Origin of the sequence: Clostridium sp. MCC353, from assembly GCF_018785315.1 — a bacterium.
Classification (GTDB): domain Bacteria; phylum Bacillota; class Clostridia; order Lachnospirales; family Lachnospiraceae; genus CHH4-2.
On the sequence record NZ_WQPN01000178.1, the window covers coordinates 6,423 to 30,654 of the forward strand.

21 protein-coding genes are annotated in these 24,232 nt (G+C 47.4%); 6 read left to right on the forward strand and 15 right to left on the reverse strand.

Annotation, left to right across the window (positions count from 1 at the left end):
- Positions 1-327: 327 nt before the first annotated feature.
- Positions 328-1,281, reverse strand: a complete 954-nt coding sequence (locus tag GPL15_RS26525) for an AEC family transporter (protein WP_215701686.1) — start codon at positions 1,279-1,281, stop codon at positions 328-330.
- Between the two features lie 268 nt (positions 1,282-1,549).
- On the opposite strand from GPL15_RS26525, the gene GPL15_RS26530 reads away from it, so the two are divergent.
- Together GPL15_RS26530 and GPL15_RS26535 are read left to right on the forward strand one after the other, a co-directional pair.
- Positions 1,550-2,476: a LysR family transcriptional regulator gene (locus GPL15_RS26530; RefSeq protein WP_215701687.1), complete on the forward strand. Its 927-nt coding sequence runs from the start codon at positions 1,550-1,552 to the stop codon at positions 2,474-2,476.
- Between the two features lie 22 nt (positions 2,477-2,498).
- Positions 2,499-3,671, forward strand: coding sequence for an MFS transporter (locus GPL15_RS26535; RefSeq protein WP_215701688.1), 1,173 nt, complete (start codon positions 2,499-2,501; stop codon positions 3,669-3,671).
- On the opposite strand, the gene GPL15_RS26540 is transcribed toward GPL15_RS26535, so the two are convergent.
- On the reverse strand, positions 3,653-5,122 hold the full coding sequence (locus GPL15_RS26540; protein ID WP_215701689.1) for a YARHG domain-containing protein: 1,470 nt from the start codon (positions 5,120-5,122) through the stop codon (positions 3,653-3,655). The genes GPL15_RS26535 and GPL15_RS26540 overlap by 19 nt on opposite strands.
- A gap of 540 nt (positions 5,123-5,662) precedes the next feature.
- Between GPL15_RS26540 and GPL15_RS28260 the strand changes: the two genes are divergently transcribed.
- Positions 5,663-5,956 carry a hypothetical protein gene (locus GPL15_RS28260; protein WP_346345052.1) on the forward strand — a complete coding sequence of 98 codons (294 nt, stop codon included), beginning with the start codon at positions 5,663-5,665 and terminating at the stop codon, positions 5,954-5,956.
- Positions 5,957-6,247: 291 nt separating this feature from the next.
- On the opposite strand, the gene GPL15_RS26550 is transcribed toward GPL15_RS28260, so the two are convergent.
- From GPL15_RS26550 to GPL15_RS26585, 8 genes are all read right to left on the reverse strand, one after another.
- On the reverse strand, positions 6,248-6,484 hold the full coding sequence (locus tag GPL15_RS26550) for a hypothetical protein (protein ID WP_215701690.1): 237 nt from the start codon (positions 6,482-6,484) through the stop codon (positions 6,248-6,250).
- A gap of 46 nt (positions 6,485-6,530) precedes the next feature.
- Entirely contained in the window at positions 6,531-7,301 is a 771-nt protein-coding gene (locus tag GPL15_RS26555) for an SDR family NAD(P)-dependent oxidoreductase (protein WP_215701691.1), read from the reverse strand.
- 266 nt (positions 7,302-7,567) lie between these two features.
- Positions 7,568-8,509, reverse strand: coding sequence for a 2-hydroxyacid dehydrogenase (locus GPL15_RS26560; protein WP_215701692.1), 942 nt, complete (start codon positions 8,507-8,509; stop codon positions 7,568-7,570).
- 29 nt (positions 8,510-8,538) lie between these two features.
- Positions 8,539-9,735 (reverse strand): mandelate racemase/muconate lactonizing enzyme family protein, encoded by a 1,197-nt coding sequence (locus GPL15_RS26565; protein ID WP_215701693.1) that lies wholly within the window; start codon positions 9,733-9,735, stop codon positions 8,539-8,541.
- A 23-nt stretch (positions 9,736-9,758) separates the two neighbouring features.
- On the reverse strand, positions 9,759-11,048 hold the full coding sequence (locus tag GPL15_RS26570; RefSeq protein ID WP_215701694.1) for a Gfo/Idh/MocA family oxidoreductase: 1,290 nt from the start codon (positions 11,046-11,048) through the stop codon (positions 9,759-9,761).
- A 1-nt stretch (position 11,049) separates the two neighbouring features.
- Positions 11,050-13,287, reverse strand: a complete 2,238-nt coding sequence (locus tag GPL15_RS26575) for an AraC family transcriptional regulator (protein WP_215701695.1) — start codon at positions 13,285-13,287, stop codon at positions 11,050-11,052.
- 44 nt (positions 13,288-13,331) lie between these two features.
- On the reverse strand, positions 13,332-14,213 hold the full coding sequence (locus GPL15_RS26580; protein WP_215701696.1) for a carbohydrate ABC transporter permease: 882 nt from the start codon (positions 14,211-14,213) through the stop codon (positions 13,332-13,334).
- Entirely contained in the window at positions 14,210-15,124 is a 915-nt protein-coding gene (locus GPL15_RS26585; RefSeq protein ID WP_215701697.1) for an ABC transporter permease subunit, read from the reverse strand. Before GPL15_RS26585 ends, GPL15_RS26580 begins: the two co-directional genes overlap by 4 nt.
- Positions 15,125-15,451: 327 nt before the next feature.
- Here GPL15_RS26585 and GPL15_RS26590 point away from each other — a divergent pair, with 327 nt between their 5' ends.
- The gene (locus GPL15_RS26590) at positions 15,452-17,062 is read left to right on the forward strand and encodes an extracellular solute-binding protein (RefSeq protein ID WP_215701698.1); all 1,611 of its coding nucleotides are present in this window, start codon (positions 15,452-15,454) and stop codon (positions 17,060-17,062) included.
- Between the two features lies 1 nt (position 17,063).
- Positions 17,064-17,993 (forward strand): alpha/beta hydrolase family protein, encoded by a 930-nt coding sequence (locus GPL15_RS26595; protein ID WP_215701699.1) that lies wholly within the window; start codon positions 17,064-17,066, stop codon positions 17,991-17,993.
- A 180-nt stretch (positions 17,994-18,173) separates the two neighbouring features.
- Here GPL15_RS26595 and GPL15_RS26600 read toward each other — a convergent pair whose 3' ends face one another.
- A complete protein-coding gene (locus GPL15_RS26600) occupies positions 18,174-18,881 on the reverse strand; it encodes an N-acetylmuramoyl-L-alanine amidase (protein WP_346345053.1) in 708 nt (235 codons plus the stop codon).
- 65 nt (positions 18,882-18,946) lie between these two features.
- Positions 18,947-19,942 carry an FUSC family protein gene (locus GPL15_RS26605; RefSeq protein ID WP_252198649.1) on the reverse strand — a complete coding sequence of 332 codons (996 nt, stop codon included), beginning with the start codon at positions 19,940-19,942 and terminating at the stop codon, positions 18,947-18,949.
- 253 nt (positions 19,943-20,195) lie between these two features.
- Between GPL15_RS26605 and GPL15_RS26610 the strand changes: the two genes are divergently transcribed.
- A complete protein-coding gene (locus GPL15_RS26610; RefSeq protein WP_215701700.1) occupies positions 20,196-20,621 on the forward strand; it encodes a MarR family transcriptional regulator in 426 nt (141 codons plus the stop codon).
- A gap of 37 nt (positions 20,622-20,658) precedes the next feature.
- Here GPL15_RS26610 and GPL15_RS26615 read toward each other — a convergent pair whose 3' ends face one another.
- The 3 genes from GPL15_RS26615 to GPL15_RS26625 form a co-directional block, all read right to left on the reverse strand.
- Complete coding sequence (locus GPL15_RS26615) at positions 20,659-22,119, reverse strand: metallophosphoesterase (RefSeq protein WP_215701701.1); 1,461 nt, start codon at positions 22,117-22,119, stop codon at positions 20,659-20,661.
- Positions 22,112-23,782 carry a glycosyl hydrolase family 18 protein gene (locus tag GPL15_RS26620; protein WP_215701702.1) on the reverse strand — a complete coding sequence of 557 codons (1,671 nt, stop codon included), beginning with the start codon at positions 23,780-23,782 and terminating at the stop codon, positions 22,112-22,114. Before GPL15_RS26620 ends, GPL15_RS26615 begins: the two co-directional genes overlap by 8 nt.
- 188 nt (positions 23,783-23,970) lie before the next feature.
- A complete protein-coding gene (locus tag GPL15_RS26625; RefSeq protein WP_346345054.1) occupies positions 23,971-24,216 on the reverse strand; it encodes a hypothetical protein in 246 nt (81 codons plus the stop codon).
- Positions 24,217-24,232 lie beyond the last annotated feature (16 nt).

A 24,232-nucleotide genomic window follows, 5' to 3' on the forward strand; every position in this document is an offset into this window, starting at 1 on the left:
GATTTGTGGAGGCCGTCGGCAACTCTTAGGCTGAAAGAAGGGAAATGAAGGGGAAATCGCTGACCACAAAGTCAGCGATTTAGAGAACCTGAATCGAAAATTTCTTCAGAAATTCTTCGATGAATGTTCTCGGTACCCTTCATTTCCCTTCTTTCGGCCTTAGAGATGCCCCGGCCGGAACCATGAGCTGGAACCGCAAACCGTGCCCCGGCCTCCTGCAGAGCCAAACGCCCATCCGGTGTGCCCTCCCCATCCGCTTGACCAGTCTCGGACTCCATATTCCCTGGATCCCCGGCGTAACTTTGGCCACTCAACTAAATAAAGATTTTATATCACCCCCATGGACCTCAGCAGGAATATCCATCCCGTCATCGTAACCGCGCTGAACAGCGTTGTCAGCACAATGATCCCGGAAGAAAGAATCTCGTCGCTGCCCATATTCTGGGCCATTATGTAACAGCTTGGTGTTGTCGGCGCTGAGAGCATGATCAGGCAGGCCACAATTTCCGCCCTGTCAAATCCCAGATATAGGATTGCAGGCAGGAATACTGCTGTTTGAAGCACCAGCTTTACCAGGGTGGCTGCCAGGGCAGGTTTCACTTTCTGCCATGCGTCTCCGATCTCGAATCCTGCGCCTATGGCAATCAGTGCCAGAGGCGTTGCCATTGAGGACAAAGATGTGACGGTTTTATGTACCATTACCGGAAAATGGATATGGAACAGGGAAACCACGGTTCCTGCCAGGATGGCCAGTATAATCGGATTTTTGATAATATTGACGCAGGCCGCCTTCATTTTCCGGGCCAAATCGATCTTTTCTCCTCCATTTTCCGCCTCTAAGGTCAAAACCAGCACAGAATATATGTTGTAAAGGGGAACCGTACTGACAATCATCATGGGGCCCATGCCGGAATTACCGCAAAGGTTCTGGATAAAGGCGATTCCCAAAACCGCGGCGCTGCTGCGGAAGGAGCCCTGGACAAATGCGCTTCTCATCCTCTTATCTTTCAAAAACAGCTTCGCCCCGCCCCAGATCAGCCAAAAACAGAGAGAAGTAGATATCATGCAGAACAGCACGAAATCCAGGTGAAACTGTTCACTGAAATTGATGTTGGATAAATCTTTAAAAAGCAGCGCGGGTAGGGTCACATTGAAGTTAAATTTATTGGCCTTTTCCACGAAATTGCCGTCCAGCATTCCGATCCGTTTTAGAATATATCCGATTACGATTACAAAGAAAATTGGGAATGTGATATTAATGCTATAGAGAAAATGTTCCATTTGCAGTGCCAGCCTTTCTTTTTCATTCTAGTTCAACAGCCGAAGCCATTTTCCCGGTCTTCCGGTTCCGCCGCCCAGGCAGGGATCCTATAATCCCTTAATTTTAAAATATACCGCGAAGTGGGGCGTGCAGATGGCGGGAATGAATTTTCAAACACACTCTAGCATATCAGATCAGACATTGTTTGCAAATCGAATATTATTGATATATAATATTTATATTTGTAATATTTAAATCCGAACTCATTTATGAAAGGAGATGCCCCATATGACAATTGAGGAAATCGACGCCTTTTTAGCCGTCGTGGAATGCGGCACCCTTTCCATTGCCGCGGATAAGCTGTTTATCAGCCAAAGCACCATCAGCCAGCGCCTGAAGCGTCTGGAAAATGAATTAGGCGCCAGATTATTTCTCAGGCAGCAGGGACAGCGTTCCGCTGTATTGACCCCGGCCGGTTCCAACCTGGTTCCCATGGCACAGCAGTGGGCCAGTTTGTGGCGGGATATGTATTCACTGAACACAATATCGGGTAAATCCTCCCTTTCCATTGGAAGCGTAGATTTGGTCAACAGCATTTCCTTTGTGCCGCTCTATAAAAATGTTCTGAAAAGCCATCCGGAGATTGAACTGGACATCAACACCCATCATTCATCGGAAATCCACGGCCTTTTGGAAAACAGGATCATCGATATCGGTTTTGTATTCAGCCCGGTCAAATATCCCGATATCATTTCCACGCCTTTGTACAGTGAAAAAATGTATCTGATTACCCGGGACACCGGCATCTATTACGACAATATCAGCACAGCAAAGCTGGATCCCCAAAAGGAAGCTTACCTGAGATGGAACACGGATTATGAATTATGGCATCACAGCAACTGGAGCCAGACCAGGCACCTGGTCAATGTCAATACGGGCACGAATATGATCCATTATCTGGACGAACCCGGCAGTTGGACAATCGGGCCTGCTTCCCTGGTGCGTTTTCTAAAAAACCGGCAGGATACCGCCTTCTATCAACTAAAAGAAGCCCCGCCTCCCCTGGTGTGCTATCGTCTCACCCACCGCTACCCCAAACCCAGCAGGCAGGATGTTATGAACACTTTCTGCCGGGAAATGGAACTATTCATAAAATCAAATGACAGGATGAACTGGCTCGGCTCCGTCCCACCGCTCGGTGAACATGACGGCTGACCCGCTAAGAAATGGAGATATCATGAAACGTTCAAGAATTTTACTCAGCATTACCATCATTTTTTTCTGGGCTTCGGAATACTGCCACGCCCCCTATTTCACCCCTTACCTCCAAACTCTGGGATTCGCGGCGGGGGCGGTTGGATTCATGACAGGGATGTATGGATTTACCCAGATGATCGTCCGCATCCCTATGGGAATTGTGACAGATGTGACCGGGTGTTACAAAAAGACCATTTTGCTGGGGACTATTTTCACCACGGTCTCTTCCTTCGGCCTGATTTTTTCCACTCATTTTGCCGCAATTGTGATCTGTAGGATTCTGGCCGGGGTTGCGGCCTCTTCCTGGCTGGCGTTCACAATCCTGTACGCCGCATACTATGAAGCGGATAAGGGCGTTCAGGCCATGGCAAATGTCACCGCATTTAACAGCGCCGGAAAACTCCTGGCCTTTATTCTCGGTATGATAACGGCATCCATTTGGGGATACCGCATTCCGCTGGTATGCAGTTTTCTCACGGGGATCGCGGCTATTTTGTGCGCCCTGGCATTAAAACCCATAGAAATAAAAAGGGAACCGCTGAAAATCAGCCATCTCGCCGTTGTATTCTTACATCCGGCTGTGCTGTGCGCTTCCTTTTTTGCGATCATTATGCAGTTGTTCCTTCAGGGAACCGTATTTTCCTTTACATCTGCCGTAGCCCGTGACTTAGGGGCTTCACCTCTGGAAATCGGCATCAATACGGCCCTGTTCACCCTGGTTCAGATCCTTGCGGCAGGTTATATCGGCAAACACCTGATGAAACGGGTGAACACCTGGCAGGCCATTGCCCTTGGCTTCCTCATGATGACCGTCTACTGTGTGATGACCGCCTTCACGTCCCATATGGCGGTGCTCTACATAGCCCAGGCCATCGGCGGCGTCAGCGGGCTGATGCTGACCTCCATCCTGACCGCTCTGACCATCCGCTACATTCCCCAGGAAAACCAGTCCACAGCCATGGGGCTGTTTCAGGCCCTCTACGGAATCGGAATGGCACTGGGGCCGATGATGACGGGAACCCTGTCCGCCAGATACAATTACCGCACCGCCTACCTGGCCATCGGCGGCTGCACTCTGGCCGCCGCCGTCCTGGCTCCAATTCTGCTCCCCCGGGTTGAAAAAAATGCCTCCGGTCAGTCTCCGCGGAAATAAAGGGCTTTTATATATCCCTTGGAGTCGGTTACCGGTACATTTCCCTCATAAGGGGACGGCCCATAGGGGCTGACTTCATTAAAGTCCATCACCCTGTAGCTGCCCGCCATTTCTTCCCTGTCCTTCACAGGCAGGTCGAAATAGCCATAAAACTCTTCACAGGCCCCTTTCAGCACGTAAATGCCGCCCTCATACACCCGTTTAAATCTTGTATCATCGCTGTCTCCCCACAGGCGGAAAACTCCCATGTCAGGCTCATAAGCCGCCATGACATAGTCTCCCTCTTCACTGCTGCCGGCATTTTTCTCCGTCAGCACATACATCCCATAATCCGGGTTTTGGGACTTTTTAAGGACAGCGGTCTTCCCGGTCAGCTCATCTGTAACCAGTTCAACGCCGTCTCCCGCGTCCACAGCGTCAAGCTGTTCCGGTGTAACTGTAATCGGCACATGGATTGAGCCTTCCGCTTCATAGTAGATCCCCCGGTCAGCCGTATGCTCAAAATCCGAATACATGCTGATATAGATTTCTCCCCGTTTCGGAAGAAGTTCCAGATAAGGGGCGGCCGGAAGCGCATCATAGGCCGTCTTCAGTTCCAATGCCCGTTTTTCATCGTATTTCTCTTCTGCTTCTTTCAAAAATGTGATATTCCTCTTTTCAATCCCTGACAACAGCTCTTCGCTGAACTTATCTCCATCTATGCTTTCTTTGTACCACGGCTCCGCGCCGAAGTAGTTTTTCAATTTTTCAGTTTTAAAAATCCTGCCGTAAACAGCATAAAACTGGTTTCTCAAAAGCTGCATATCATCCAGGTTAAGGCCGATTAAGTCGGTGTCGTTTAATGGACGGCTGAATGCGTCGGGCATGATAAGGCTGTCTTCCACGGCGTAGTAATCCCCTGCCGCCTCTGTGCTGCCCTGGAGCGTTATGGAACCGTCTTTATTTAACACCACCGTATAGGCGGCCCCGCTGCTGCCGTATGCAGTATCTTCCAGACTGTAGGAACCAGTGCCATCCTCATAAGGCAGGTTGAATTCATGGAGCCCCGTAAATGCATTGGAAAACATTTTATCTCTTTTTGAAAAATTTACCTGCAGGGTCCCTCTCGCATCCGGATCTCCCGGCAATACGGACAGCCTGGAAGCAAAATCCCCGGCCTTAAAATACTGTCCGCAAAGGGCAGCCGCCTGGGCGGTGAGAGCAGTTCCCGGAGTTTGTTCCACCCCGGCAGTTTCTTCTTTCCCCGGTTTTCCCGTCTCAGACGGGCTCTCTGCCGTAGTATCCTCTGTTTCCGGTGCAGAAGTTATGTCCTTATGGCCGGATTCCTCCTGGGTATATTTACCTGTAACATCTTTAGAATCAGTAATCCGCTCGAAAGATCCGCAGGAAGTGATTACCAATGCGATTAGACAAGCGGCCGGTATCAATTTAAATTTTATATTGACTTTCATAGAAAAACCTCCCAGCTTTTTGGAAAATTCATGGACTTCAGGCTGTTAGCCTTGTGATTCTTTTTTCCAGTATAGCCCTTTTTCCAGTTGATTCCAAGCGACGTTTTTCTTAAAATAATTAAGGATTTATTTACATAAAATGGATTTAGGTGAGAAGGTTACGCAGAAAAGCGGGGAGGGGGGACGGCGGGAAAAAAGACCGGGGAGCAAAACGGGGAAAATCAGCGGTACAGGGATCTGATTCCAACCGTTAAGTGGAACTAAGGCTTTCAGCAGGAACGAAGGCGGTCCGATGCCCATTCACGGTAAACTCTTTATGGACTTTACCGTTCAGGGGCATCTCAGAAACTGATTGGGTTTTCAGTTTCTGCCCGCCTTCGTTCCTGCTGAAAACCTAAGTTCCACTAAACGGTTTCCACACGACCCCTGTACCGCTGATTTTCCCCGTTTTGCTCCCCGGTCTTTTTTCCCGCCGTCCCCCCTCCCCGCTTTTCTGCTGGTTTTCTCGGGAGTAATTATTTAAAAACAATTTTGTAAATTATGAGAAAATTTAACATCAAGCGTCAAGGCATTTTCGAAAATGACTTCAGGGTTAATGGTAAGATTCCTGAAAAGGAATTAGACAGCAGAAGGCCTCTGACTGAAGGAGAAGCGGCAAGACTAAATGATGATTTTATTGTGGAGTATACTTACAACTCCAATGCGATTGACGGCAATGGCAGAACCGGAAGACTTTTAGTTAATTTGGAACTGATGAAAGCGGATATCCGCCAATTGATATCAAATTTACAGACCGGATTGCATATTACAACGCCTTTGATGAATACCATGTAAAACACAACCTTTCAGCAATGGAAAATCTGTTAGCAGGATATATAAATTTGAAATTGGATTCATACTTGAACATGTTGCAAGAAGATGAACCGTATGAATCATTATAAATAATAACTACAAACATATTTAACAGAAACAAAATAAAATGTTATTTATCCTCTATTAAGCCAGTACACAGCCGGGAATCCAGGGAATGGGGACAGACGGGGGCGGAGGCCTCCTTGGAGGTTTGACACCGGGCGGAGCAAACTCCGTTGGCGATGAAAGCCGTCTGGAAACCGTTAGTGAAAGTTAGGCTCCAAGGACGGAAAAAGACGGGCAGAAACTGAAAACCAAATCAGTTTCTGAGATGCCCACTGAACGGTAAAGTCCCATAAAGAGTTTACCGTGAATGGGCATCGGACCGTCTTTTTCCGTCCTTGGAGCCTTAGTTTCACTTACGGTTGGAAGCCGGTTTTCATCGCCAACGGAGTTTGCTCCGCCCGGTGTCAAACCTCCAAGGGGGCCTCCGCCCCCGTCCGTCCCCATTCCCTGGATTCCCGGCGTTACATTCACAAATATGTAAAATAAACCTTTACGGCTTCATCCCCACGCCACCCTGTATGAACAGCGTATCCCCCGTAATATACTTCGCGTCATAGCTTGCCAGGAACACGCAGACCTTTCCGATATCCTTCTCCGCATCCCCGTATCTTCCAAGAGGAATCTCATCCAGATTCTTCTTAAACATCTCCGGGTTCTCACGGCCCCACTCTGCCAGTTTATCGGTCATAACAAGGGGAAGGATTACGTTGACATTGATGTCATACGCGCCCCATTCATTGGCCGCCACTCGGGACATGCCGCGGATGCCCTCTTTGGCCGCTGCGTAGGAACTCTGCCCCGGTTTTCCTGAAATACCGGCGCCGGAAGCGAAATTGATCACAGATCCTTTGGTTTCCTTTAAATACGGAAATGCGTGCTTCATATAAAAGAACGTCGCGTAAAGTCCCGAATATAAAGCGATGTCAAAATCCTTTTTCGTATGTTCCACCAGGGTCAAGCCGGATGCCGAGGCCTGGGCGCTGTTTATCAGCACATCCAGTTTTCCAAAATGCTCCACTCCTTTTTCAATCGCGGTTTTTACCTGTTCTTCATCCGCGCCGTCCGTAACGATGGTAAACACTTCTGTCCCAAACTCTTTTTCCAGCTCCGCCTTGGTCCTTTCCATACCGCCAGGATATAAATCGGTTAAAATCATCTTTGCGCCTTCATCCGCAAATGCCCTTGCCACTCCCCGTGCGATGCCTCCGCCGCCGCCAGTAAGAAGGACAACCCGTTCTTCCATTCTTCTCAAATGCTGCATAATCCATACCTCCTGATTTCATATTCAACGTTCCGTTGTGTAATCGGGCAAAAACTGCTCTATGTATGGATTATAGTCTTCCGTAAATTTTCTGTCAATAGCAATATTTTTCGTTTGTTATTTAATTATCGCAGGATATTTTTATATATTTTCAGCCTATTTTCTCGTTTTTCCAGGCTTCCCCTCTCGCAGTTTCCTGCTAAAAAACCGGATTAAACCTAAATATTTTTTCATTTTTGAAGTTTATTTAACAATATTTTTCAGGTTTAATGGATTATATTCTGCGGTTTTCCGTCCAGATACTTTTTCACATTGTCAAATACGATCACTGCTCTTTTTACCAAAGCCTCTTTTGTGGCAAATGCGATATGCGGTGTGACAATCGTATTGGGCGTATCTAAAAGCGGGTGGTTCTCCTCTATGGGCGGCTCCTTTTCAAACACATCGATGCAGGCGCCGGCCAGACGGCCCTCTTTTAACGCCTCTGCCAACGCGTCCGTGTCCACAACCGGCCCTCTGGCCGTATTGATTAAAACAGCACTTTTCTTCATCAATTTTATATTCTCTTTGTTGATCAAACCCTTGGTCTGGGCATTTAAAGGCGTATGCAGCGATACAATATCACATTCCGACAACAGAGTATCCAGATCCACATATTTAATCCCCGGAAGATCCTTAACCGTCCTGCTGTATGCATACACTTCGCATCCGAATGCCTGTGCAATCAGGGCAACCCTCTCGCCAATGGCTCCTGTGCCCACGACGCCGAATTTCTTTCCTTCCAGTTCAAAACCGACCAGGCCGTCTTTCGTGCCTCCCCTGCGGCATGCCAGATCACAGGGAATCACATTGCGGTAAAGGGAAATCAACATGCCGAACACCAGATCAGCCACCGCGCAGGTGGAATATCCCGCACAGTTGCAGACGGTTATGCCCCGGTTCCTGCACGCCTCCATGGCGATATGATCCACTCCGGTAAATGCAACCGACAACAGTTTTAAATTTTCACACCCCTCAATCACTTCCTGGTTCAGCGGTAAATTAGATACTACGATGATATCCGCATCCCTTCCGCGTTCAATTAGTTCTCCGGTATCCGTGGTTCTGGTATTATAATAGACAAGTTCCACTTGATCCTTTAATTCCGACGCCATTTCCATCAGTTTTTCATCCGCTACTCCTAACGGCTCAATGATTACCATTTTCATGTCTTTTTCTGCCTCCTGAACTGTTTACATTATTTTACAATAAATAACTGCAATGCTTTCTTAATAATCTCATGATTCTCCCTGATCCCGATCCCCACGGAATCCGGAATGTTGATCCGCCCGTCCGCCAGCGTAAGCTGTCCGTCCAGCAGCTCATTGGTTATTTCAAATCCCTTCTTATTTTCCTGGTATTTGCCGATGTTGGGCGTATACGAAGATAAATGAAGAATGTATACAAAGCAGAATCCTGTGGAAACATGGGGCGTAACAGTCATCCCCGCCAGTTGGGCCATTTTCGCAACTTTTGTCGTCCTGATCAGACCGCCGTTATAGAGAATATCCGGCTGGATCACATCCGTGCCGTGATGTTCCACCAGCCATTTAAACCGTCTCATGCTGGTTTCCTGCTCCCCAAATGCCAGCGGGATATCCAAACTGTCCCTGACCGCCTTTGTGGCCCACAGGTCGTCAAATGGACAGGGTTCCTCATAGAAATATCCGTTGATTTCCTCCATCACACGCCCATACCGGACAGCCGTTTCCACATCATAGGAACCATTTCCGTCCGCATGGATGATCATGTCGTCCCCAAAATATCTTCTGGTCCCATAGATCAGTTCTTCACTTCTGCCTGCCATGGAATCCTTATTCCGGCTCATCCGGCCGCCGATTTTATATTTAATCGCCTTTGCGCCGACCCGTTCCACTTCTTTACGCAGGATTTCCAGCTCCTCTTCCGGCGTGGTGTGCCGGTTGCCGCTTGCAACGTACACATTGGCGTAATCGTGAATCCGCTCTCCGAACAGCCGTCCTAAGGAGACTTCCTTTGCCTTTGCCAGCAAATCCAGGATACTCAGTTCCAAAAAGGACAGGCAGGCAAAATAAGGGATTCCGGCCAATTTATAATTGCTTTCATACACATAAACTTCATCCAGCAGTCTTTCCAGATCCCTTGCGTCTTTTCCGATAAAATACGGCGCAATCTGCTGCTGTAAAATAGGATAACAGAAACGCACCCTGTCATTGGTGACTGATATCCCCGTCAAACCGTCCTTTGAAACCGTTCTGACGAAATACTGACCGCAGTTAAACAAAAGCTCTATACTCTCAATAATGACCGGCTGATCCAGCCCCCTTAAATCCAGCACTTCCGATTCCAGCACCTGATCCAGTTCGGCAGAAGACACCGCCCTGTATTCCCCAAAATCACTGTGTTTTTTATACATGATAACCTCCTGTTCCCCCTGCCTTAAAATTTCACCAGTGAATCAATATTAACAGGCAGGCCGGACGCGATAGACTTATTCGCCGCCACCCCGGTTAAAATGGACTGCACCCCTGCAATATGGTCCGCCGCCCTGTGGAACGGATCCTGGTTCTTTCCGGGCAGGAACAGATCGTCCAGCATCACCGGGTCTCCGCCGCCGTGTCCCCCCTCTTTTTTCTCCACCGGCACGATATAAGGGGCGCCGTACATTGGGCAGACTTTGATCTGATAGAATTTAGCTGCTCCCTCATCCTTTTTATCCCCTCCGGCATTGATATAAGGTTTTTCCAATGCGGTGTACTCAATTCTTCCCTTTGAACCGTTAAATGCAACGTTAAATCCCTCCCATGGCATATAGCTGTTCAGAGAATAGGACATCATCGCCTTATTTTTATACTTGACCAGCACCGCCATGGTGTCTTCAATGCTGATGTCATCTCCGAACACGCTTCTGTCCCTGATATATCCGCTGTCCGCCTCAGCATCCAGATAAAGCCCCTTTAATACCGGATTATGTTCCATATCAATGGCAAACGGATCATTTTTTGCCGCCTCGCTGCCATGGCACCGGTAGTAGAAATCCGTAACCCCGCGCTTCTCAGCATTATGGCGTCCATAGAAATTCAAGTCTCCAAATGCAAATACCGTCTCCGGCTGCGTGCCCAGCCAGAAGTTCACCAAATCAAAATGATGGGTTGCTTTATGTACCAGCAGTCCGCCGCTGTTGGCTTTGTTCCGGTGCCATCTTCTGTAATAATCCGCACCGTGCTGTGTGTTCAGCAGCCATTCAAAATGTACGGAAAATACATCGCCAATAGCCCCATTCATGATCAGTTCCCTGACCTTCGTATGATGAGGCGCATAGCGGTAGTTGAATGCCACCCGGATCTTGCGTCCGGTCCGTTTCTGCGCGTCCACAATCGCCTGGGCTTTCCTCTCGTCAATCGTCAGCGGTTTTTCCGTCACCACATCGCATCCCGCTTCCATGGCCTTTATGATATATTCATCATGGGTGCGGTCGACGGAAGTGACGATCACCACATCAGGTTTTTCTGTGCGCAGCATTTCCTCAAATTTTGTATAATGATAGGCCGGCACCGGATCAGCTCCGAATTTCTCGCCGATCATCCGGTTGGCGTAGTCCATCCTGGTCTGGCTCAAATCACAGAAAGCCGCCAGCTCGCAATGTTCTTTATATGTAGAACTCAAAGCTTCATAATACATTCTGGCCCGTCCGCCGGTTCCTACCTGTGCATATCTAACTTTTCCCATATCAATCTTTCCCTTCCTTTTTCAAATTCTGCTGACTGCGGTATTGTCCCGGTGTCATCAGCGTATATTTCTTAAATACCCTTATAAAATTCTGGGGACTGTTGTAACCAAGTCTTACGGAAATTTCATTGATGCTCAAATCCGTCTCAGACAGCAGTTCCTTACATCTCTCAATCTTTTTATCGATCATATACTCCGTATAGGTCTTTCCAAACAGTTTCTTAAACATCCTGCTCAGATAATTCGGATTATAATTAAAATATCTGGCGCACTGGTCAAGTGATATATCCTGTTCTATATGTTCTTTCAAATATTCCGCGATTTCATCAATTACCCTCTGGTTTTCCACCGGCTCCTGGACCTTTTGGTTAAAAGGCTGCAGAAAATGATTCCATAAATGAAGCTTCAGCTTTTCAATGGAGTCCACATTTTTAGTAATGTCAAAATCCGTGATCTCTTTCATCTTGGAATAATCCGGTTTAATTGAATATTCGTTATAGCAGTCCAGAATATCCGACAGCAGTTTATTCACTTCCAGTTTAAACAGATAGTATTCCACCCCATCCATTTTTTCAAAATACTCGTCCAAATGTTTCCTGCAAAGTTCCTCTTTGCCCTCCAGCAGGGACTGTATGATCTGAAGGCGCTTTTGTTTGATCTTGATTTCAGACAGAACCACATGCTTTTCTTCATTCACACCCCAGAAAATGCAGGCCCCGAACTGCCCCATCACCTTGCGAAGGGCCAGGTTGCATTCTTCCGCCGCTTCCGGGATTCCAGCCGCTTCAAAAATAGGACGGCTCACCCCGATATTAATTCCAACCCCCATGTACTGCGCCACCGCGGAAATGATCATTTCACAAGTCCTGTTTAGCTGCAGCATTGCGCCTTCCGCCGACATATAGTTCTCATAATGGGTGATATAGATCACATGATCCATGACCACCGGAGCGAATATATTCTCCGAACCGGTCAGCTCTGTGATGATGTTTTTAAGCCCGAACAGAAAAACTTCCATATCTTTGCTGGTTTCAGCCTTGTGATAGTATTTTATTCCCATCACATGGATATACTCACCGTCAATAGGGCGAGTAATCACCCCATGTTTCATCAGTTCTTCAGATGTGATCCCGCTCAGTTCATTTCTGTAAATTTTTCTAAGGTATATCTCCCGTTCGTACTCCTCCCGGTCGGAAAGCTTTTTCTTCAGTTCCACGTTCTTTTTCACCAGATAATTCACTTTAGAGGTGATGGATCCGTTCTCCTCCGCAAATTCATCTTCGTGATCCGAAAGATTGCTGTCCACCAGGTCATTGATCTCTCCAATGGGGTGGTATAAGAGCTTGGAAAACCGGATGACCAGGATCAAAACTATGATGAGAACGCTGAAAATGACAAACCACATGGTACGGTAAACGGATTCAACCCCCTGCTTTAAATCTGAATTAAGCGTTACAGATATGTAAGTCCAGCCGTTTAAATCTGATTTGGAGGCGGCACAGAGATAGTTTTCATGGTGAAAAGCGGTCTGAACCGCATTCCCTTCCAGAAGCCGGTCCCATTTTTTCTCAGATGCCCTCACATATTCCACAATCGACGCCAGCTCCGGCCTTCCCACCAGACAGCGCCCGTCCTCATCCAGAATGACAACGCCTTCGTCCTGGCTGTCTCCGTCCAGCTCATACTGGAGAATGGTTTTATCGATCTTAGAGATCAGAAGGCTGTTTCCTGAAACAGAATTCACCGGAATGCGTTCCACGAGATAGACAAACTCTTCATCATAATGCCAAAAGGACGATTTCCGGATTCCCTTGAGACGTTCAATCAGCCCCCTGTACGCCGAATCTTCAATGGTTGTAAAACTTTCCGGATTCATAACCCAGTCCTGCTGCAAGCTGGCAAGGATGATATCGTTAACCGGGAAAATGGAAGAATTCAAAAGGTTGAGCTGGTCATTGATCTGATTGAAATCCTGAAAATTTTTGGCCTCCCGCTTTTTTCTCACCCCGCTGGTCAGGGTGCCGGACAAACCGGCCCTTATCATGGAGTTATTCACATATTCTAAAGAAACCTCGATCTGTTTTCTTTTATTTACAATGGATGTGTTCTGCACTTCATATAAAAATTCATTCTGCGCCGACGTCATACTGCTGACCGCCGCCATCAGCGCAATGACCGGAATAATCCCTATCAATAACAGTACTGCGAAAATCCGCTTAAAATATAAGTTTTTAAACAATTTTATTTCCCCCTTTGTTTTACACAGTACTATTATAAACGATTTTATCCCTTAATTGATCCTACCATAACGCCTTTCTCAAAATATTTCTGCATAAACGGGTAGAACAAAACAATCGGAAGCGTTGCCACCACGATGACAGCCATTTTCACGCTTTGAGACGGGATTACAAAGTTCATTCCCATGGAAGCTTCATCGCCGATCCCACCCTGGGCCAGGATAACAATCTGTCTCAGCAGCACCTGAATGGTCCATTTCTTCGAATCATTCAGATAGAGCAATGCAGTTAAAAAGGTATTCCAGTGGCCCACAGCATAAAACATGGTAAATGTAGCCAGGGCCGGTTTTGACAGCGGCAGCACAATCTTACAGAGAACCCCGACTTCATTGCATCCGTCAATTTTCGCCGAATCGATCAGATCCTGTGGGATTTCCTGAAAGAAGTTCTTAACCAGAACCAGGTTAAAACTGCTGATGGCCCCCGGAATGATCAGGGACGCATAGGAATCGATCAGGCCCAGGGCGTTGACTACCAGGTAAGTCGGAATCATGCCGCCGCTGAACACCAGCGTAAATGTAACCGCATACATCAGATACTTTCTTCCCGGAAGTTCCCTGCGGGACAGCGGATAAGCCATCAGGCAGGTCATAAACAGATTGACAATTGTACCCGCTACCGTAACCATGATGGTCACGCCCATGCTTCGCGTCAGAGTGCTTGTTGAAAAGATATATTTGTACGCATCCAGGGTCGGCTCCCTGGGAATTAACAAAAACCTGTTAACCGCCAGCTCTTTTACGGAAGCAAAGGAACCTGCAACGATGTAGAGGATCGGAAAAAATGTAACAATCGTAATGACAGCCAGCAGCACGTAGACAATGGCGTCAAATATCTTATCGCCATAGGATTTTTTTGCTGTTTTCATAATATCCCTTCCTCTCCTACTTTTTTAGAAATTTTATCTGCTGTTAATACCAGAACCAGACCCACTAATGATTTAAACATTCCAACCGCAATAGAATAGCTCAACTGCCCGTTTACAAGGCCCATTCTGTACACATAGGTATCAAATACATCGGCCACATCACGGTTCATGGCGTTCTGCATGTTATAGAGCTGGTCAAATCCCGATTCCATCACATGGCCCAGTCTTAAAATCAGCATTGTGATGATCGTAGTCCTGATGGCCGGGAGTGTGATATACAGAATCTGCTGGAACCGGTTCGCGCCGTCCAGTTTGGCCGCCTCATACATCTCTATATTGACGCCCGCAAGTGCCGCCAGGAAGATGATGGTCCCCCATCCGGCTTCTTTCCACATGTTCTGCATGACTACCATCGGTCTGAACCACGCCGGGCTGGTCAGGAAATTAACCTGGCCGAATCCCATATTTTTCAGCGCCTCCGTTATAATACCTCCATCTGACGTAAATAAGGTATAAGTGATACCTACGATTACCACCCATGATAAAAAATGAGGAAGGTAAATAATGCTTTGAACCGTTCGTTTAAACCAGTTCACTTTCACTTCATTAAGAAGCAGCGCTACAATGATTGGCAGTGGAAAGAAAAATGCCAGGTTCAGCAGTGACAGCAGCAAGGTATTTCCCAACAGTTTTAAGAACGACTTATCTGTAAAGAAACGTATAAAATGTTTCAGCCCCACCCACTCGCTGTCAAAGAACCCTAAAAACGGCTGGTAATTTTTAAATGCCGCGATCAGCCCGAACATGGGGCCGAATTTAAACAGAAGATAGTAAACCACTCCCGGTATCAGCATAATGTACAGCCATTTATAAGTCTTGATTTTTTTCCAACAGCTATTTTGATTTTTCATCTCTTCTCCTTTCCGGATTTGCATCCTGTTTTTCATATCTCAATTATATTTGTGCATTTTGGATAACTCAATAATCATATTTCCTGCTGTTTTGTACGCTTTTACCGTGTATTTCATAAGCCTTAACTTCCAAATGCTCATTTTATGACATGGGGCCAGGTAAAGAGATGAGTATTCAAAAAGGTGAGTATCCATTGTCCATTTTGATCTATTTCACACAAAATTCCCGCCAGAAAATGAGTATTGCTTTATCGTCCCCCCAAACGTACAATTTAAGTGTGTACACGAGCTCGTTCTAAAACAAAATTAAATATTGGGAGGTAATTTATGGGTTTATTAACATATTTACAAACAAATAGAAAAGGCAGAATCTTTTTAGCTGCGTTCCTGGCAGGTACAATGACATTATCCATGACAGCCTGCGGTTCCGGTTCCAAGAATACTGAAACCGCCGCCACACAGGCAAAAGAGACCCCGGCCGGACAGACCACAGCCGCAGGAGATACAACAGGAGCCGCCGAAGCTTCCGCGCCCGCCACATTGGAAACCATCTCTTTAATGGTAAACTACACCGGAGCAGAGGCTCCCACGGATGACAACCCGCTGATCTTAAAAATAGCGGAGTATACGGGAACCATGCCGAAGGTCATCTGGGTTCCGCAATCCGCTTATAATGAAAAGCTGAACACTCTGATCGCTTCCAAAGATCTTCCACAGATTACCACGATCCGTGAGGTAAAGGCTTCCGGATTTGTAAATGCAGCACGCTCCGGCATGTTTTGGGACGTTGGACCTTACCTGGACCGCTTCCCGAACCTGAGCAAAATCGATCCTACCATCTTAAAAAATGTGCAGATAGACGGCCAGCAGTTCTTAATCCCTAAAGTCCGCGACGTTGCCAGAGAGGGCGGCATCCTGCGCCAGGACTGGCTGGACAATTTAGGGCTTGAAATGCCGACTACATTAGATGAGCTTCACGACGTCCTTTACGCATTTACCTATAATGACCCGGATCAGAACGGGGCGGATGACACCTATGGATTTTCCCTCAAATACAACGCCCTTCCCCGTTTCTCCACCCTGCTCAGCATTTATATGGGCGGCCCCAACACCTGGGGACTGGATGAAGAAGGAAACGTGGTTCCGGAATTTTACTTTGACACCTACACAGAATCCCTGACCTGGTTCAGAGAGGCGTATGCCGAAAAACTGTTCAACCAGGACTTCCCGATCTGTAAGGATGAAATGCAGAACTTCACCTCAGGAGCCGCCGGAATGCTGTTCTTAGGCAACCTGGAAGATGCCGCAACGCGTGTTACGGATTTAAACGCAGTATTTCCTGACGCCACCACGGACATTTTCCAATTATTAAAGGAGAGCCCTGATGCTCCGTACCATATCACCGGTTATCAGGGATACACCGGAGGCCTGGCTTTCTCTAAAACATCCGTTAAATCCGAGGAAGAGCTTTTATCACTCTTAGCCTTCATCGATAAACTGGGTGAACCGGAAATGGCAGACTGCATGAACTGGGGCGTGGAAGGCGAATCCTACACGGTCAAAGACGGAGGCGTGGAGCAGACCAAAGAACAGTCCGAAATTTATGCCCGCAAATATAACGATATCCGCCAGATCACACCTTTCTATACCACAAAGAACTTAGAGGCCAACAACCAGCCGGAATTGAATAAAAAAATTGTCCAGTTAATGAACGAAAACGCCCAGTACGCGGTTCACAACATGGTACTTCCATATATTTCAGACACCAACATCGAAACTGGCGGTGATTTAACTGTCCAGATCGATGATGCAAAAATCAAATATGTGATCGGGGAATTGGATTTAGACGGATGGAAGGCAGCCATCGAAGACTGGAAAGCGGCGGGCGGCGAACAGATTATCAAAGAATATACAGAACAGTATAAGGCGAATAACTGATATGGCGCTGCTGCATTGTGAAATCAACTCAAAAGCAATCCGGATGGTGACTTCCGTGTGCGTCATCCTTCCGCATGACGCCGGAGGATCTTCCGGCGGGGGGCTGACGGACATTCACACCTACCAAGACAGCCTGATACAGGCTACCGATGCTCACGGTGAAAACGGACGGCCTGCGGCCACAGACATTCCCAGCGGAACCGTGCAGTTGACCGGCACCGGTTCTCCGAACGGAACCGGACGGCCTGCGGCCGTCCGCACCGCGGAAGAACCGGTAAAAACATTATATCTGCTCCATGGGCGGTCCCACAATTATTCCGTGTGGACCCGGTATACCAATCTGGAACGGTATGCGGAGGACCATGGCATCGCAGTGATCATGCCTGAAGTCAACCGCAGCTTTTATACCGACATGCGTTACGGGGTCAATTACCAGACCTATATTTCCGAAGAACTCCCCGATCTCTGCGAATCCATGTTCCGGATCAGCAGAAATCCAGAAGACCGTTTCATTGCAGGCATGTCCATGGGCGGCTACGGAGCCGTAAAAACCGCCCTGTCCCATCCTGACCGGTACGCGGCCTGCGGCCTGCTGTCCGCTGTAACCGACATCAGACAGCACATCGCCGATACGCCTGAAGGCAATCCAAAAAGACCGGAATTCCAGGGCATTTTCGGAACCGGGCTCACAGTATCCCCCGATGACGACATATACCATCTGGCTCAAAAATGCGCCCTTCTGCCAAAAAAACCGGATTTCTATCTGGCCTGCGGCACAGAAGACCATCTGTATCAGGAAACAGTGCGGTTTCGTGACTTTCTGCAAACTCTTCCTTACCGGCTGACTTATGATGAGTGGGAAGGCATTCATGACTGGGTGTTTTGGGATGAAGGGATTAAGCGGATGCTGAACTGTTTTTTCCCCGTATAATAAGTATGGATGAAAATAAAAAGTAAAACTTGGAATTGTGAAAGAGGGCGGTTTCCCGCCCTCTTTCACAATTCCACCGCCCCGGTAATATTAATCCGGCACTCTCAATACACTAAAACATATAAGGGCGCTGTTGAAACTGCGCCAGCATCCCTAAACCTTGTATTTCCATCATTTCCATCACTTCCCATTCAAATACTCCAGGATACCCATATGTATCGTCCAGGCCAGCCGGTCCTGATACTCTTCGGAATTTAGCATGGCCGCCTCCTTCCAGTTGCTCAGAAAGCCGCATTCCACAATCACTATGGGCTGCTTCACATGCAGCAGAAGGTAATAGTTATCATTAGCCTTCGCCTGCCTCCGATTGGCTTCCCCCAACACATAATCAAATCTCTTTTGAAGGATTTCAGCCAGCTTTTTCCCCTTTTCCGATCCCTTATAATAGAAAACCTGGCCTCCCGATATCTCTTCCTGATGGTAGCTGTTCTGATGGATGCTGACCACGATTTCCGGCTTAATCTCATCGATGATCTCGCACCGTTTTTTCATATCAGCCATCTTTTTTCTGTTGTCCTTTTCACCATAAAGACCCGTATCGCTGTCCCGTGTCATAATCACTTCCACGTCGGAGGCCTCCAGATAAGTTTTCAGCTGTTTTGCGACTGCCAGATTGATATCCTTTTCCAGGCTGCCGTCAACCCCGATCTTGCCCGGGTCATTTCCCCCGTGTCCCACATCCAGAACCACTGTCCTTTTTTGCTTTCCCCCCGCCAGTCCGGAAGCGGCGACACCCATTCCGGATCCAAAAAGCGGATAGTGGGAAACAGCAAAAACAAGAATCAGCATACAAAAGCCCATCCATGTTTCCATTTTTATCTTCTTCAAATTCAATCATCCAAACAGTTTACTTAATCTAATATATCCTCCTTTTCCCGAAAATAGACCCCTTTTCAGGCATTGCTGCCACAGCTCACGTGCCGCCGCAGATTCCCGGACCAGGCCTGAACCAGATATAATGCCAGGACGATGACCGCTCCCCCGGCCAGGCAGAACAGCCGGTTCTGAACCGCGGTTGAGGTATCCAAAAGCACCAGCGAGGCATTGACCGCGCTCACCGCGTTCACGATCTGCTTATACTTATATTCGGAGGTAAAGAAACTGACATATCCCAGGAACAATACCATGGCAAAGGCATATTTTTCAGGGATTAACAGTTTAAATACCACCAGAAAGAAAATGATCCCCACCACATTGCCAAAAAAACGGTGGCGGATTCTTTCCAGCGTCTCATGATAATGAAGCTGGGTCAGGGACATGACCACAATGCTGATCCACAACGGCTTTTTCAGCCCCAAAACCATGCCCACGAACATGGCAATTGCAATCCCCAGGGACATTCTCAAAATATAACCTCTTCGGACAATACATAGTTTCATCTGTTCTTTCAAATTCCGCCCGTCATTCCAGTGCCCCTGCTTTTTCCACCGGATCACGGTGGCTGCTGCCACCGCCGCACTGCCTGCCAGCGCCCCCGCCGCTCTCAAAGGAAATGCCTCCGGCGCCACAGGAGCTGCCTGTGAAAACACAAAACAGAGCAGAAAACTGATGGCCGGCTTATACATGGCCGGTTCACAGGTCAATACCATGATGAACAGAACAAAGAGAAAATTAACCGGCAGCGCCAGCCACGGGCTTATGAGCGCGGTCTGCCCTGCAATCACGCTGCCCGTATATAAAACCATGATGATTCCCCCCATGGTCAGGGGACGGATTCCCACATATCCTACCGGAAACATGGTAAGCCCTACTCCGATAGCCACCCCCGGCAGAACATTCTCCGTACCGAATAACATTTGATATAAGAATATAAACGCCAGATTAAACGCAAAATTAAGCCCGTTCTTCACGATCAGGCGCACCATGTTCTTTGTCTTCACCATATCCATAAAACCACTCCATTTCCATGAAACCCTTGATTTTCAGGTTTATTTATTGTAAACTAAATAAGTACATTATTAATGATAGTACACTATAGTTTACTATTTATTATATATAGAATGATTTCCATTTGTCAACTATAAATGATTTCTGCATTTTTCCGGCATATGATACCTCCGGCTGCTGCCAGCCTGAATCACCGGATATGCCTGCTGTAAACCGGAAATAAAGCAGACCACAGGAAAGGATAATGTTATAAATATGAACTTCACAGAAACCATGCTGAAATTGCTGCCATATTGGCATTATAAAATCGAAAAGCCCCTTAAAATGTCCTTCAAAGATAAGATGAGCCTGGAAACCTACTACTGCCTTCAGATTCTGCAGCAGGACGGTTCCATGACCATGACCGATCTGGCCTCCCGTTTAAAGATCAGCAAACAGCAGGCCACGAAAATCATAGATACCTTATACAAATACCACTTTATTGAGAGAAAATACAATGAACGTGACCGGAGATATATCACCATCTGCGTTGCAGACCCGGCCATCCGCTACATCGAAGAGAATATATATAAGAATACCGATTTCTTCCGCCAATTGGAGGAAAAAATCGGTAAAGAAGATGCCGTAAGGCTGAAGCAGTCCGTAGAAACCCTGCTGGAAATCCTGCCTAAACTGGATTGACGGGGTGACAAACGGACCTATGCAGCTGACTGTTCTATTACTCAATCTTTATATGATTGTAATCCACGACAGCGTCCGTAAGGATCTCTTCTATGTACTGCATTAAGATGCTGGGATAAGTATAATTCACCCATAATTTATATGACGGATCCTTGAGAGTTTCCTCCTTCAGCTTATATGCCAGCCCCGCATAACTGTAGGAATTCAGCTTGGCATACACCTGGGACATGGAAGCCATCTCATCGTCCGTAAACTCATGTTCCTTATTATCGATATGTTTTAACTCTTCATATGCTTTATTATAGAACACACGCATTAAAAACGGCCCTTTATAGGCATTAAATTCAAGAAGGTTATCATCGGTCACTTTTTCATCCAGCGCCCATGCTTCCACATCCAGCACTTTTGTATTGTACGTATATACGGCATCGTCCGTATACTCCAATATTCCATACTGGCAGGGCGGCGTAGCCAGAGAACTGGTCACAATCTCACAGATTCCGTCTTTTTGTTCGTTGGAATACCGGTAATGCTGGACGTGCAGGTGTCCGCTCAGAAAGATCCCCACGTCCCACGCCTCCAACTGATCGATCAACTGGCTGCTGTGCTCAATGGTACAGTCATCAATGTATACACGGCTCTGATCCAGCAGGTTGTGGTGCGCTACCGGTATCACATTCATCCCCTGTTCCCAGGCGTCCTCCATCTCAAGCTCAATCCAGTCATAAGTTTCAGACTTAATCATCCCCCCTACCAGGGCATGATCTTCATACTGGCAGCTGTCCAGCATTAACAGCCGGTTATATTCATCCAACTGATAGACATAACTCAACGAGTACTCATCCCTGCTTATGGCCTCATCAAACCCAAAATCACTGTAAATGCTCTCGAACTCCTCCGGCCTAGTCTGCTCCGCCGGAAAACGGACTCCCCCTTCATAAGCCGCCGCGCTCACATTGTTAATATCGTGATTGCCCGGTATCACAAGTACCGGAATACCGGCATCCTCAATCCGTTCCAGTTTATCAGCCAGTTCCGCATGGCTCTGGTATTCCCCATTCAGGCTCAGATCCCCGCTCAAAATCAGCGCTTCCGGCTTCTGATCGATCACTTCTTCAATAAATGCATCTGTAATCTCCCAGATATAGTTGACCACCTTGCCGTCGCCGTGTTCTACCATATAGTTAAACCCCAGCCCCATATCCGTCAGCTCACGGGCAAAATAATGGATATCGCTGGCAATGATCAGCTTTTTCCCCGGTTCCTCTTTTGCCGAAGTTTCCTCCGGCTCTGTCGTCTCTTCCGGCATCGTTGTTTCTTCAATTGAAGACGTCTCCGGTTCACTTTCTGTCGCCGGCTGCGTCTCCTCTGTAACCGGCTCCGTAACCGTTTGGGAAGGTATCTCCGTAGTGACCGGTTCCTGCCCCGTTTTCACGGTACAGCCGGCCAGTGAAACCATGATTCCTGCTATGATTAAACCTGCTAATTTTTTATTCATTCAAATTCACCACGTCCCAAAGCTCTTTCGGTTCGAAACCTGCCTTCCAGCAGGCCACCCCGGCCAGGCCGTATTCCTCTATCAGATTCATTTTCAACTGAATGGAATTAGCTTCTTCCATCCAGATATATTTACCGCCTTCATCGGTAAACAGCTCACCGTAATACTGGCCCAGCTCTTCCTGCCAGATCAGTTCCACCTGGTTTTCTTCCACCCACTTCTGGGCCGCTTCGATTCCCAGGGCAGATGACGAAGTCCCGCTGTCCCCTTCTGTCCATACCCTTGTATAAAATGGAATGGCGTTCACAACTTTTTCCTTCGGCACCTCTTTCAGCGTGTCCACGATTCCATTTTTCACAAAATCAATGGAGGACACGGATCCCATCTCGCCTCCGGCAAAATGTTCGTCATATGCCATTACAATCACATAATCCACAACCCGGCCCTGTTCCGCCCGGTTGTAGAACATATTATAAGAAGCGGGAACGTAATTATCTACGGAAAGCACCAGCTTCTTCTTCCTGCAGGCCACGGAAAGTTCCCGTATAAACTGAACGTAATAGGGCCCCGCCGCTTCTCTCAGCGTTTCAAAGTCCAGATTAATCCCGTCAAATCCATAGGTATCGGCGTCTTCCATCAGTTTGGCAATCAATTTTTTCCTGGTGGACGTTTTTCCCATGAGCACCTGGGTGTTCACATCTTTTCCGCCGTTATAGTTGAAATTATCTAAAACGGGCCACACCTGCAGTCCCAGTTCATGGGCCTTATCCACATAGTCTTTGCTGGCCAGCGAACGGTAATTCCCTTCATTGTCCATCAGCGCAAACCAGGTGGGAGCGATCACATTGACCCCTTTTGTATTGGCAATTCTGGCCTCCAGAGTATTGTTGGCATCCTCTGATAAAACCTGGTGCCATAAAAGGCATACCTTCTCATCCATAGCGATATTGGTATACACCGGTTCAATAAATGTGCTCTGAGGCTTGAAACTATCGGTTTCCGCCAGATACCGGTTCTGGATGTACCCAATATATCCGTCCTCTGTCATGACTTCGGACCACTCATCCATCGCTTCTATCACACGGACTTTGCTGCCCTTAGGCGATTCCGTCACAATCGGGCTTTTGATCCCGCCCTTTTCCCGGACTTTGCCCTTCCGCTTCATCACAGCCATATCTTCCGCATCCCACCGGGTATCGATGTAGATTCTCCTGATCTCCGTTTCCAGGTCAAAAGACCGGATCCTTATGTCGGTGTACCCTGAAATCAAACCGAGGGCTAAGTAAACCTCATCCCCTTCCAGAATGAGCAGCGGAGCTCCGTTGCTTCCTTTTGTCTGTTCGGTCGCATAGACGATCTCCTCAGGAAGGGTGTAAACAAGAAGCTTTTCATTCTCATCCCAGAAAAACTTCTCATTGATCCGGCTGTTAATCCATGTGAGAGGCAGATATGTCTGGTTGTTCTTAAAAATTCCTTTTTCTTCCTGTAATTCATCATTCAGCAGAATCGCTGCTTCCTCTTTCGTCACCCCATATCTCTGGGTTAAATCCGCCTTTTCAAAAGACGGCATGTACTTTATTGCCAGCCAGACGCCTAAAATTCCCGCCGCCAGCAATATCACAGCCGCCAGCGCCGCTGCCAGCAGTGTTTTCTTCTTCTCCATGGATTTCCTCCTGCATTATCGGATGTTAGTTATACTCTCGCCCCTATATCTTGTACGCTCATTATACAATACATCAAATTACCATACAAGCCGTAAAATTTGGTTCTTTTACCTCCCCGTGCGCCCGCCTGTGCCGCAGCCCTTACTTTTGGCTGAAAGTGGTATCCCGCGGCCCCCCCTCCCTGATATCATTCGTAATAAACCTTGTCAAAATGGATCTCCGTCAGTTTCCCGTCTTCCAGCCCTACAAAATCACTCATATAGTAATACTTATCTTCGCAGACCTCAAATATCTTTCCCCAGTCCTTTTCTTCCAGCTCCTCCCCGTCAATAATAATGGGGATTCCTTTCTCACGGTACTGTTTTAATCCCTCCAGATACACTCTCTGCTGTTCTTTTTTCTCTCTCTGTGACAAACCCTGATCTGATCTCACATGTTCCTCCCATTCC

Coding starts and splice junctions, on each gene's coding strand:
- GPL15_RS26525 (WP_215701686.1), bottom strand. CDS start 1,281: ATGGAACATTTTCTCTATAGCATTAATATCACATTCCCAATTTTCTTT.
- GPL15_RS26530 (WP_215701687.1), top strand. CDS start 1,550: ATGACAATTGAGGAAATCGACGCCTTTTTAGCCGTCGTGGAATGCGGC.
- GPL15_RS26535 (WP_215701688.1), top strand. CDS start 2,499: ATGAAACGTTCAAGAATTTTACTCAGCATTACCATCATTTTTTTCTGG.
- GPL15_RS26540 (WP_215701689.1), bottom strand. CDS start 5,122: ATGAAAGTCAATATAAAATTTAAATTGATACCGGCCGCTTGTCTAATC.
- GPL15_RS28260 (WP_346345052.1), top strand. CDS start 5,663: ATGAGAAAATTTAACATCAAGCGTCAAGGCATTTTCGAAAATGACTTC.
- GPL15_RS26550 (WP_215701690.1), bottom strand. CDS start 6,484: ATGGGGACGGACGGGGGCGGAGGCCCCCTTGGAGGTTTGACACCGGGC.
- GPL15_RS26555 (WP_215701691.1), bottom strand. CDS start 7,301: ATGCAGCATTTGAGAAGAATGGAAGAACGGGTTGTCCTTCTTACTGGC.
- GPL15_RS26560 (WP_215701692.1), bottom strand. CDS start 8,509: ATGAAAATGGTAATCATTGAGCCGTTAGGAGTAGCGGATGAAAAACTG.
- GPL15_RS26565 (WP_215701693.1), bottom strand. CDS start 9,735: ATGTATAAAAAACACAGTGATTTTGGGGAATACAGGGCGGTGTCTTCT.
- GPL15_RS26570 (WP_215701694.1), bottom strand. CDS start 11,048: ATGGGAAAAGTTAGATATGCACAGGTAGGAACCGGCGGACGGGCCAGA.
- GPL15_RS26580 (WP_215701696.1), bottom strand. CDS start 14,213: ATGAAAACAGCAAAAAAATCCTATGGCGATAAGATATTTGACGCCATT.
- GPL15_RS26585 (WP_215701697.1), bottom strand. CDS start 15,124: ATGAAAAATCAAAATAGCTGTTGGAAAAAAATCAAGACTTATAAATGG.
- GPL15_RS26590 (WP_215701698.1), top strand. CDS start 15,452: ATGGGTTTATTAACATATTTACAAACAAATAGAAAAGGCAGAATCTTT.
- GPL15_RS26595 (WP_215701699.1), top strand. CDS start 17,064: ATGGCGCTGCTGCATTGTGAAATCAACTCAAAAGCAATCCGGATGGTG.
- GPL15_RS26605 (WP_252198649.1), bottom strand. CDS start 19,942: ATGGATATGGTGAAGACAAAGAACATGGTGCGCCTGATCGTGAAGAAC.
- GPL15_RS26610 (WP_215701700.1), top strand. CDS start 20,196: ATGAACTTCACAGAAACCATGCTGAAATTGCTGCCATATTGGCATTAT.
- GPL15_RS26615 (WP_215701701.1), bottom strand. CDS start 22,119: ATGAATAAAAAATTAGCAGGTTTAATCATAGCAGGAATCATGGTTTCA.
- GPL15_RS26620 (WP_215701702.1), bottom strand. CDS start 23,782: ATGGAGAAGAAGAAAACACTGCTGGCAGCGGCGCTGGCGGCTGTGATA.